This is a genomic window from Thermosediminibacter litoriperuensis (assembly GCF_008124715.1).
Lineage (GTDB): Bacteria > Bacillota > Thermosediminibacteria > Thermosediminibacterales > Thermosediminibacteraceae > Thermosediminibacter > Thermosediminibacter litoriperuensis.
The window spans coordinates 1-11257 of sequence record NZ_VNHO01000043.1 but is presented as its reverse complement, the minus strand read 5'-3'; the positions used below and the strand labels follow the sequence as shown (position 1 = coordinate 11257).

Sequence of the window (11257 nt, the reverse complement as noted above, 5' to 3'; positions counted from 1 at the left end):
CTTATTCATCCCTTTATGGTTATTATCTAGATGCATCTTTAGAACAATGTCTCCGGCGTATTCACGAGGCATACTTCGTGACTATGTTTAGCCACATCAATACCGCCATAGATCATATTTACATCCTCGCTTTCATTGAAATTAGGCAGGGTTCCCGCAATCCCCTATAAGTCTCAACCTTGCGCGTAACTCGAGGCATGTAGCAAGCTACATCCACAACGTGCTCATTCGAGACATCTCATAGAGGAGGGGCTTCACTCTTAATTTCGGGACAGCAAAGAGCTTCCCAAGGAGGTAGATCGAAGTCCCCTGCCGTTACGAGAAATATTTAGCTAAGTTTTATCAGAATTCCTGTGTGGTTGTTAAAAAAACTTTTAATGACCCTTAATTACATCATTGAGCTAACTATATTGTACAAGGAGGTAGATGTATGAAAAAGATTATATCGATTATTTTGATAAGTATAATAATTGCGTCCTTGCTAGTAGGATGTTCAAATCAAAAAGCGAATGAATCAAGTCTATCTAACCAGAATCAGCAACAGGAATCAAAAAAACTAACAATTGCAGTTATTCCAAAGGCGTTAGATAGTGAATTTTGGCTTGATTTAAAAAATGGAGCAGAAAAGGCTGCGCAAGAAAATAATGTTGATCTTATAGTATTAGCACCTGATAAGGAATCTAATGTTGAACAGCAATTTAGAATAATTGAAGATATGATTCAAAGAAAAGTTGATGCTTTGCTTATTGCTCCTTGTGACTCTTCAGGCGTAGTGCCTTTTATAGAAAAAGCAAACGAATCTAATATACCCGTATTTACTATAGATACAAATGCTGATGGAGGTAAAATCGTTTCTTTTATTGGTACAGATAACATCCTAGGTGGGAAAATAGCAGGAGAAAGAGTAATCAAACTATTAAATGGCAAAGGTAAAGTTGGTTTAATTTTAGGTGTTCCTGGACAACAGACTATGAGAGACAGGGCGGATGGATTTAAAGAAGCAATAAAGGCGGCTCCAGATATTAAATTAGTGGCAGAACAACCAGCCAATAGCGAAAGAGCCCTTGCTATGACTGTTATGGAAAACATTTTACAAGCACATCCTGACATAAATGCCGTTTTTGCAGCTAGTACACTTATGGCAATGGGGGCACTGGAAGCAGTTGAAGCTGCAGGGAAAATAGACCAAGTTAAAATTATAGGTTTTGATAGTCAAAAAGAATCTTTAGAAGCAATAAAAGCTGGAAAGCTTGATTCTTTGGTTGCCCAAAATCCATTTAATATGGGTTATCTGGGTGTAAAAGCAGCTATCGATTATATTAATGGGAAAGATGTTCCGAACAGAATAGATACTGGCACTGAATTGGTAACCAAAGAAAATGTTGATAAATATCTAAAATAATTTGTTAGCTCAATTCCTATTATTTAAGTATCTAACAAAGCCATACCTCTGGCCTGCTATTAGGCCAGAGGTATGGCTGAATGAGGAAATTATCAAAATGCAGTCAGAAAACGGTAAGGACAGAGGGCAGCAGAGGAAATGAAACTTTTTTGAACAGCACTCAGCGAAGGGTCGAAGTTTATTAGTAAGTTGCTTCACATAAGTGTTGCTGCTTTCTACGAATTAGAATTTAATACTTGTTTTATTATTGTAATTCTCTGTTCTAATGTAAAAAATATTCATCAAAATGAACTTATAGAAAGGAGATGTGTTTTATGCGTAAAAAAATAAAAATTGGTGTTATTGGTGCTGGCAGAATCGGTAAAATGCATGTAGAAAACATTTTATCAAACTTTAGATACATTGAAATAAAGGCAATAGCAGATATATTTGCTGATAATTTAAAAGAATGGGCGAATGAATTGGGTATAAAAAACATATATAAAGATCATAAGGATCTACTTGGAGATCCTGAAATAGATGCTGTATTAATTTTTTCATCCACAGATACTCATGCACAAATGATAATAGAATCAGCAAATGCCGGAAAGCATATTTTTTGTGAAAAACCGATTGATTTTGACTTAAATAGGATCAGAGAAGCTTTAAATGCCGTCGAAAAGGCTAATGTTAAGTTTCAATTAGGCTTTAACAGGAGATTTGACCATAACTTTAAGAAAGTTCACGATATGGTGAGAGAAGGCAAAGTAGGAGACGTGCATATAGTAAAGATAACATCTAGAGATCCCGAACCACCACCCATTGGTTACATAAGAGGTTCAGGTGGGTTATTTTTCGATATGACAATCCACGATTTTGATATGGCAAGATATTTAACAGGTAGTGAAGTTACAGAAGTATTTGCGTCAGCTGCAGTACTTGTTGACCCTGCCATAGGTGAAGCAGGCGATGTAGATACAGCTATAATTACATTAAAATTTGAGAATGGTGCACTAGGTGTAATTGATAACAGCAGGAAGGCTGTATATGGATACGATCAAAGGGTTGAAGTATTCGGTACAAAAGGATGCATTACTGCTGCAAATGATACACCAACGAATGTAATTCTAAGTTCGTCTGTTGGTGTTATAGCAGATAAACCAAAATATTTTTTCCAAGAGAGATATAAAGAGGCATATATAGATGAAATGAGAGCATTTTTCGATTGTATAATAAATGACAAAAAACCTATAGTTACCGGTATAGATGGATTAGAAGCAGTATTGATTGGCATTGCAGCACAAAAATCTCTTAAAGAGGGACGACCGATAAAAATCGAAAGATAACAATTATAAATATATAAATAAACCGGATAATTGGAGGTACAACTAACTGAGTATAAGTTGAACTTTACTCTGTTTTTAAATAAGGAAAAAGCAAAAGCATTATATTAAAGTATAAAGTATTTTAATAGTCAAATGCCACTAAACTTTTTTTAAGTTTCTAATGTCAAGTATATGCTGGGAGCTGATGGTATGAAAAGATCGATATGTATTGAAACAATATTTACTGAGGTACCTTTCGAAGAGAGATTTCAATTAGTTAAAAAATCCGGTTTTGATTATATAGAATTTTGGACATGGACAGATAAAGATCTTGTTAAAATAAAAGAATTATGCGACAAAAATAACTTGAAGATTGCAAGCTTTTCAGGTGACCAAAATTATTCGTTAATAGATGAGAATGAAGGCGAACAATATATTTCTTTTGTTAAAGAATCGATAGAGAAAGCAAAGTATTTACAATGTGATTATTTAGTAATTCATTCCAATGCTTTGGGTAATGATGGAACGGTTTTAAAACATTATAATGAAGTTTCTAATTATAAAAAATTTGGAACTATGCTTAATATATTAAGGACTCTAGCTCCATTAGCTGAAAGGGAAAAATTGACCCTTGTTTTGGAAGCGCTAAATACCAAGGTGGATCATAGAGGTTATTTTTTAGCTCATACCAAAGATGCTGCTGATGTAGTTAAATTGGTTAATTCACCTAATATTAAAATATTATATGATATATACCATATGCAGATTATGGAGGGAAATATAATCAGCACTATCAAAGAATATATTGACTTAATTGGGTATATTCATGTCGCAGATGTACCAGGCAGACATGAACCGGGAACAGGAGAAATAAATTTTAATAACATATTGAATACTTTAAAACAGTTAAAATATGATGGATTTATAGGATTTGAATTGTTTCCATCAGGCAGTTCAGAGGATGCTGCAAAAATTATATTTAATCAGTGGAATATATAAAAAATATGAAAAAACAAAGATTATCTCTGCTTATAAAGGGCTCATCCCATACAGAAGCATGAACATGGGAGAAACCCTCATCTAAAAAGTTTTGAGGGTTTTACAATGACCTAAAAAATTATTATACGAGGAGGTTTTATTTATGCCGAAAATGAAAGCGGTTACACTCATTGCTGACTGGGATCCGAGACCGGGGTTCAAGCTCGGGCCCAAAGACATCGAGGGTAAGCAGACATACTTAGGAAGCCGGGTATGGAGGAATCCCAGGCTGGAAATCAGAGAGTACGACGTTCCCAAGCCCGGCAGGGGTGAAGTGCTCATCAAGGTGAAGGCTTGTGGGATTTGCGGCAGTGATGTCCATATGGCCCAGCCGGATGACGACGGATATATTCTGTATCCAGGTCTAACCGGTTTCCCGTGCATACTCGGTCATGAGCTGGCTGGGGTAGTAGTGGAAGTGGGCCCCGAAGCTTATGACAAGCGCACCAATAAGCCTTTCAGGGGCGGAGAATATGTATGTACAGAAGAAATGCTGTGGTGTGGTGAGTGCCAGCCCTGCGCCGATGGATGGCCCAATCACTGCGAAAGGCTGGATGAGATTGGTTTTAACGTAAACGGCGGGTTTGCCGATTATATCGTCCTGCCGGCCAAGTATCTCTGGAGCTTGGAGCCGTTAAAAGAAGTATACAAAGGTGACGATATATTCCTTGCCGGGAGCCTGGTGGAACCCACATCTGTAGCTTACAATGCGGTCATCGAAAGGGGAGGAGGTATTAGACCCGGCGACAACGTGGTGATCTGCGGTGGAGGGCCGATAGGTATTGCGGCCTGTGCGATATTAAAGAGGCACGGGGCAGCCAGGGTTATTCTTTCCGAGCCCTCGCCCGTGAGGGCCGAACTCGGAAGAAAAATGGGCGCCGATTGCGTGATAGATCCCACCAAAGTGGATTTTGCCGAAGAGGTATTAAGGCTGACAGACGGTTACGGAGCCAGCCTTTACCTGGAAGCATCGGGTTTACCTCAGGTGGTATATCCCGGTATAGAGAAAGCTATCTGGGAAGGCCGGACTCTCAATGCTACCGTAGTTGTGGTGGCCAGGGCCGATGCTAAAATGCCGGTGACCGGCGAAGTTCTTCAGGTGAGAAGGGCGAGAATCATCGGAGCCCAGGGGCATTCCGGACACGGTACATTCCCGAGGGTAATCGAGTGTATGGCAACCGGGATGGATATGACTCCGATGATCACCAAGAAAATAAAACTGGAGCAGGTACCTGAATATATAATAAAACTCAGAACCGATAGAACTGAGTGTAAAGTTACATGTGTGATGGATTAATTGGAGGAGGATAGATAGAAATGGAGCACAAACAGAGTGACAAAAAATGGCTTTTAACCGATAATCCTGCAATAATTTTTGAGGATAATGAAGTGGGCCGTTTGAAAAAGCAGATATGGGATGCAACCGAGGAGGAAATAGATGCCATACTGAAAGAATACGAAATTCCCTCACCCTCGGAATTGGGGAAACCCGGGACTTATATTCAGAATACGCCAAGGTTTAAAGTCATAGAAAAAAGAAAGAAAAACGATATTGTCCTGGTGCCTATAGGCTGTACCGAAAACCATGGGCTTCACGCCAACAGCGGACTGGATACCTTCATGGTAACACAGATACTGGAAGGCGTGCGCCGTTACACCGCAAAACAGGGCAGAGAAGTTAGTCTGGCGTTTCCGCCCCTCAATTACGGCGGCCATCCGTACCATCACATAGGAATGCCAGGAACAGTTATTATGCCAAAAGAAGTCGTTGAAGAAACACTTATCTATACAATGCTGGGCTTGTGGAACGACGGTTTTAGAAAAATCATTCTGGTTAATAACCACGGGCATCTCTGGATGTTGGAATCTGCTATACAGGAGTTCATGAAGAGGTTTCAGTTGCCGGGTATATTTAGGGTACTTGACTGGCACAGGGCTGTAAGAGAGTTCTTCTATCCCGCCGGCAGGCCTGACAGCCTTGAAACCAATTTTGTGCATGCCGATGAGGCAGAAACGTCAGTAGCGCTGCTCCTCTTCCCGGAAATGGTGGATATGAGTGTTGTCCAGGATGCGGATGGAGAAAGCTTTTTGCCTGATGGTCATTTTGATAAATCGGTAGATCCTTTCCGCAGGCCCCACCGCTGGTCCGAAGGCGAAGGGCATATGGCAATAGAACTGGCAGCTACTCCGGAGGGTGTCGTCGGCAAGCCCAGCCTGGCAGACCCAAGAAAAGCTAAAAGACCCATCGCAGCTATATTGAAATACCTTACCCTGGTAATAGATCAGATTCTAGAGGTCTTCCCTCCGGGAACTGTCCCGCCCGTTGAGAAAGTAACTCTAAGGACGAGGGAAGAAATGGAACCGTTCCTCAAAGAGCCGATGAGCCCCGGGTGGAAGTCGGTATATGAACTACCTGCGATAGGCGTCTTCCATAAACTATAAACTTTAGTGAATGCACCCCCTATCCCAGGATGATCTCCGGCCGCTCAGTATATGACAAAGGCGGCCGGGTATTTCCTGGGGACCTTAGTACTTATAATAATTAATAATAATTAAACAGGGAGAAGATGGGTTATGGGTAAAAAAATTAAAGTAGGTTTAATAGGAGCCGGGCGTATAGGGAGAATGCATGCTGAAAATATTAATGCACATTTTGGCGATGTGGAGTTGAAAGCCATTGCTGATATTTATGCAGAAAAGATAAAAGACTGGGCATACGGTATCTGTGTAAACCATGTCTATGAGGATTACAAAAAAATAATAGAAGATCCGGAAATAGATGCTGTACTTATATGCTCTTCCACCGATACCCACTGCCAGCTTATAATCGAATCGGCTAAGGCTGGGAAACAGATTTTCTGCGAAAAGCCAATAGACTTCGATCTGGACAGGATAAAAAAAGCCCTGGAGGAAGTTAGAAGAGCCGGGGTTAAACTGCAGATCGGTTTTCAGAGGAGATTCGACCCTCACTTCCGAAAAGCCAAAAAACTTATCGATGAGGGTAGAATAGGGGATATACATATAATTAGAATTACATCAAGGGACCCGGAGCCACCACCGATAGAATACGTTAAGGTATCCGGCGGAATCTTTCTGGATATGACCATACACGACTTCGATATGGCCAGGTTCCTGTCGGGAAGCGAAGTTGAAGAGGTATTTGCTTATGGGGCTGTTATGATTGATCAGGCTATAGGGGAGGTAGGAGACATAGATACAGCCGTAGTTAATTTAAAGTTTAAGAATGGCGCGATAGCTGTCATAGATAACAGCAGGAAGGCGGTTTATGGATATGATCAGAGAGTTGAAGTTTTCGGTTCTCAGGGCTGCTTAAGGGTAGAAAACGTATCTTCTTCAAACGTAGTAATGAGCACCAGTGAAGGTATCATCAGTGACAAACCAAAGCACTTTTTTATAGAGAGATATCATGATGCCTATATAAAAGAGCTCAGAGAGTTTTTTGACTCCATAATAAACGATGAAGAGCCCTCGGTTACGGGTAGGGATGGCCTTGAGCCGGTGATTATAGGCCTTGCCGCCCAAAAGTCCCTCGAAGAAGGAAGACCTGTTAGAATAGAAAGGTAGCAGTGTATGGTAAAATATGGAGGCAATGGAAAGTATGAAATTTAGTTTGACCATAGCTAAAGATGTGAGCGAGACTTTTCCAGTATTGCTGCGGGGTGATTATGCCGAAAATATAAAAAAGGCTTCCCAATTAGGATACGACTGTGTGGAAATCCACGTAAGAGACCCGCTGGAATTAAACCTGGATGAGATATTGAGTGCTTGCGAGAAAAATCATGTGACAGTATCGACCTTAGGGACGGGCCTGGGATACGTAATTGATAGGCTCAGCTTTACTAATCCCGACAGAGAAATAAGGGAAAGGGCGGTTGCCCGAATCATAGACCACATTAATGCTGCAAGAGAGCTGGGTGCAAAGGTAATAATCGGGTCCATGAGGGGGTCAATTCCGGACAAATCGGAGTATAAAAAATATGAAGCATTTGCCCTGGAGTGCTTTGAAAAATGTCTTTCACAGGCGGAAGATAAAGGAGTTACTCTGCTGGTAGAAGCCATAAACCGTTACGAGACAAATTTTATAAACATAGTGGAAGAAGCCCTGGAATTTATAGAAAAAATCGGTTCAAGCCACCTGCAGGTGCACATTGATACCTTCCATATGAATATTGAAGAGGTCGGTATGGCAAAAAGCATAAAAACGGCAGGTAGCCTCCTCGGGCACGTGCACTTTGCGGATAGCAACCGCAGATATCCGGGGATGGGTCATATTAATTTTAAAGAAATTATTAAAGCATTAAAAGACACCGGTTATAATGGTGCGATAGCTTTCGAGTGTTTGCCCTATCCAAATGGAGAAGAAGCCGCTAAAGGAGCTATAGAAAATATAAAAGCCATATTTATGATATCAATGTAACTCATGCTTTTAGTGGCTTTGCGAGAACACAAAAAGTGCACCATAGGTTCACGGCTATAACCAGGTCTAATTCTTAGATGGTTTATCATAGGGAGATTGCGCGGCGATGTCCATTTTGCAGGCGAAGGCATCGCCGCATTTTTAGTTAATTAGCCTTGCAGTTTCCAGAGCATCTTCATAATCTACGTCCGCCGCCATCACCTTGTGCCGTATTTCGCGTAAGAGATGGTCATGATCTTTATCGCCTTTTGTATAAAGTTTTACAGAAATCCCGTCAGGAATGCCACTTACTTTATTGGAACCAAATTTCTTAAAAAAACTAATTTTTAAGAAGGATTTTTTATACAAATGTAGAAATAATTGATACAGTAACCGATTACTACAATACTAAGGTGAATAACAATGGCAAGGAAAAATGCTACGATTTATGATATAGCAAAACTTGCAAAAACGTCAACCGCCACCGTTTCGAGGGTTCTGAGCAACAGCGGATACCCGGTAAAAGAAGAGCTAAGGCAGAGAGTACTTGAAGCGGCTAAAAAATTAAACTATACCCCTAATTTATTGGGACGGCAGCTCAAGACTAAAGAAACTAGGGATATAGCAGTTATTATCCCGAATATATCAAACCCTTTTTATCCTTCTATAGTTTTAGGAGTTGAGGATGCTGCTAGGGAAAAGGGATACAATGTACTCTTATGTGATTCATATAGGAATCCACAATTAGAAATTGCATATTTGAACTCAATGGCTAAAAAGCAAGTTAGAGGTATTATAATATCTTCTATATCTCAAAACCAAAGATTTTTAAAAGAACTAGTAAGTAGAGGGTTTAATATAGTAGCCTTTGATCAAAATGTAACATTTCCCTGTAATAGAATATCCTTCGATTATGTTAAAGGAGGGTTTTTGGCTACAGAACACCTGATAAAATTAGGCCATAAGAAAATAGCTTTTATAAGTGCGCCTTTGACGAGGGCCAGTAGAAAAGGGGTATTTGAAGGGTATCTAAAGGCTTTGAAACATTATAAGCTTGATGTTAATAAAGAATTGATTTTGATAAATGATAAAGAGCAAGAAATTAATAATGAAATATATGAATATGAAAACGGTATAGAATTGGTTAAACGTTTTTTAAAAATCAAAGACATGCCAACAGCTATATTTGCGGTTAATGATATGACTGCTATTGGGGTTATACAAGGCCTAAAGTCTTTTGGCGTTAAGGTACCGGATGATGTATCTGTCGTCGGTTTTGACAATATTTTTATTTCGGAAATGATCGAACCACCGCTTACGACTATCGAACAGCCTAAATATGAAATGGGTAAGTTAGCTGCCACCCTATTAATTGACAGACTTCAAAATGAAGGAGATAAAAAATACATAGAAATAAACATGAGTCCTACGCTGATTATTAGAAAGTCTACAAAACCTTTATAAAACTTTTTGTTAGTATTTTTTGTTAGTATAGTAATCGATTACCATAAAAAGTACCATAATTTTATAATTTGCGATTTTTTACTAAAATTTAAGGAGGGATAAATGTGGACAATTACTGACAAGATGTTTTAAAAATGGGTCTTCTTTTCCTAAAAATCCTTGTTTAAAAACGATAGTGAAAAAGGTTACTTGGTCTTCAATAAATATTGAGATAGGAGGAAATATAATGTGGAAATGTAATGCAAAAAGCAAAATTACATTACTACTCCTAGTTATGATGATTGCGACGCTGGTGTTAAGTGCCTGCGGTTCCAAAACTAATCAACCTCCTTCCTCAGGAAATAATTCTGCAACAGAAGAAAAACATTTTGAGCTAAAGTTAGCCGGAATAAAGACAGAAGATGACCCTGCCACCTTGGCTATGGAAAAATTTGCAGAAATAGTAAACAGCAATCCGTCAGCCAATATCACAATAAAGACTTTCCCCAACAGCGTTCTCGGTTCTGTTAATGACATGCTAAGTGGTATGCCAACCGGTATGACAGATATGTTTTATAACACTTTATCCTGTTATAGCTGGCTTGAAGGTGCTAAGAAGTTTAATGCAGTTATTGCGCCTTTCATTTGGGATAGCCAGGAAGAATTAGAGGCTTTTTTGGAATCCGATATCGCTAAGCAATGGTTTGAAGAAGCTGCGGCATCAACAGGGGTACGTGTGCTTGCTGCAGCAGGAGAACTTCCACCCAGACAGTTGACAGCAAACAAACCTATTAAATCAGCAGAAGATTTTAAGGGCCTGAAAATCAGAACAGCTGAATCGGCATTGGTCCAACAGACAATGAAAAAACTGGGAGCCACCCCTGTCGTCATTCCGTTCGCTGACTTGTATATAGCATTAAGGCAAGGAACAGTCGATGCGCAAGAAAATAACTTTATCACAGTTAAAAATAACAGCTTATATGAAGTACAGAAATATTTTATGAAGACTGACTATATCAGGGATGTTTCTGCGATATTTATAAGCGAAAATATTTGGAAACAATTATCCCCCAAGCAACAAGAGATTCTGAAAGAAGCTGCTCTTGAGGCTGTAAATTATGAAGCAAAATTGATCGCTGAAACTATGGATGAAACCATGGAGTTCTTAAACGAAAAGATGACGTATGTTGAGATTGATATAGAATCAATTAAGAACAAGCTGGGAGAAGAATTTTATAAGGAAATTGACAAGGATGGAGCCCTTTGGCCTACAGGCACCATAGACGAAATACTAGAATTTAAAGCTAATTATAAAAAAGTAAATTCATAACTTAAATTGCAATATTAAATGCGACACATTTTTTGGAAACCCGAATGAGTTGGGTTTTTCAATCATGAAGGCTGAAGTTCGTAAGTTAGTCGCTCTATTTCCCGGAAAAAGAGTTCTGCTGGTTGCCGGTAGCCCAGGATTTTTCTGGGCAGAGTATTACACCAATTCTGCACCCGTTCGATTTGTGAAAAAGATAATTCCTTGATAGCTGTTCCCTTAGGAATCAACCGCCTGATTAGGCCATTGTGCCGCTCATTGGTGGCCCGTTCCCAAGCAGAGTAGGGATGAGCATAATAAATATCAATTCTGTGGACATTCAAATT

The 11257-nt window shown here is 39.5% G+C and carries 10 protein-coding genes; 9 read left to right on the top strand and 1 reads right to left on the bottom strand.

Annotated features, from left to right (window positions below):
* Positions 1–430: 430 nt before the first annotated feature.
* The 9 genes from LZ11_RS11635 to LZ11_RS11595 all read left to right on the top strand — a co-directional run bounded on the left by LZ11_RS11635 (position 431) and on the right by LZ11_RS11595 (position 10934).
* A complete protein-coding gene (locus tag LZ11_RS11635) occupies positions 431–1402 on the top strand; it encodes a sugar ABC transporter substrate-binding protein (RefSeq protein ID WP_148868036.1) in 972 nt (323 codons plus the stop codon).
* Positions 1403–1716: 314 nt separating this feature from the next.
* Complete coding sequence (gene iolG / locus LZ11_RS11630) at positions 1717–2727, top strand: inositol 2-dehydrogenase (RefSeq protein ID WP_148868035.1); 1011 nt, start codon at positions 1717–1719, stop codon at positions 2725–2727.
* 189 nt (positions 2728–2916) lie between these two features.
* Positions 2917–3705, top strand: coding sequence for a hydroxypyruvate isomerase family protein (locus LZ11_RS11625; RefSeq protein ID WP_148868034.1), 789 nt, complete (start codon positions 2917–2919; stop codon positions 3703–3705).
* A gap of 151 nt (positions 3706–3856) precedes the next feature.
* Positions 3857–5041, top strand: a complete 1185-nt coding sequence (gene iolM / locus LZ11_RS11620) for a scyllo-inosose 3-dehydrogenase (RefSeq protein WP_148868037.1) — start codon at positions 3857–3859, stop codon at positions 5039–5041.
* 20 nt (positions 5042–5061) lie between these two features.
* Positions 5062–6186 (top strand): 3-dehydro-scyllo-inosose hydrolase, encoded by a 1125-nt coding sequence (iolN, locus tag LZ11_RS11615; protein WP_148868033.1) that lies wholly within the window; start codon positions 5062–5064, stop codon positions 6184–6186.
* Positions 6187–6318: 132 nt separating this feature from the next.
* On the top strand, positions 6319–7329 hold the full coding sequence (gene iolG / locus LZ11_RS11610; RefSeq protein ID WP_148868032.1) for an inositol 2-dehydrogenase: 1011 nt from the start codon (positions 6319–6321) through the stop codon (positions 7327–7329).
* A 34-nt stretch (positions 7330–7363) separates the two neighbouring features.
* Positions 7364–8182 (top strand): sugar phosphate isomerase/epimerase family protein, encoded by an 819-nt coding sequence (locus LZ11_RS11605; protein ID WP_148868031.1) that lies wholly within the window; start codon positions 7364–7366, stop codon positions 8180–8182.
* A 402-nt stretch (positions 8183–8584) separates the two neighbouring features.
* The gene (locus LZ11_RS11600) at positions 8585–9625 is read left to right on the top strand and encodes a LacI family DNA-binding transcriptional regulator (protein WP_148868030.1); all 1041 of its coding nucleotides are present in this window, start codon (positions 8585–8587) and stop codon (positions 9623–9625) included.
* Between the two features lie 226 nt (positions 9626–9851).
* Positions 9852–10934: a TRAP transporter substrate-binding protein gene (locus LZ11_RS11595; protein ID WP_148868029.1), complete on the top strand. Its 1083-nt coding sequence runs from the start codon at positions 9852–9854 to the stop codon at positions 10932–10934.
* A gap of 62 nt (positions 10935–10996) precedes the next feature.
* Here the strand turns inward: LZ11_RS11595 and LZ11_RS11590 are convergent.
* Positions 10997–11257 (bottom strand): IS30 family transposase (locus LZ11_RS11590; RefSeq protein ID WP_148866487.1); only part of this gene is annotated, 261 nt, incomplete at its 5' end.

Coding starts and splice junctions, on each gene's coding strand:
- LZ11_RS11635 (WP_148868036.1), top strand. CDS start 431: ATGAAAAAGATTATATCGATTATTTTGATAAGTATAATAATTGCGTCC.
- iolG (WP_148868035.1), top strand. CDS start 1,717: ATGCGTAAAAAAATAAAAATTGGTGTTATTGGTGCTGGCAGAATCGGT.
- LZ11_RS11625 (WP_148868034.1), top strand. CDS start 2,917: ATGAAAAGATCGATATGTATTGAAACAATATTTACTGAGGTACCTTTC.
- iolM (WP_148868037.1), top strand. CDS start 3,857: ATGAAAGCGGTTACACTCATTGCTGACTGGGATCCGAGACCGGGGTTC.
- iolN (WP_148868033.1), top strand. CDS start 5,062: ATGGAGCACAAACAGAGTGACAAAAAATGGCTTTTAACCGATAATCCT.
- iolG (WP_148868032.1), top strand. CDS start 6,319: ATGGGTAAAAAAATTAAAGTAGGTTTAATAGGAGCCGGGCGTATAGGG.
- LZ11_RS11605 (WP_148868031.1), top strand. CDS start 7,364: ATGAAATTTAGTTTGACCATAGCTAAAGATGTGAGCGAGACTTTTCCA.
- LZ11_RS11600 (WP_148868030.1), top strand. CDS start 8,585: ATGGCAAGGAAAAATGCTACGATTTATGATATAGCAAAACTTGCAAAA.
- LZ11_RS11595 (WP_148868029.1), top strand. CDS start 9,852: ATGTGGAAATGTAATGCAAAAAGCAAAATTACATTACTACTCCTAGTT.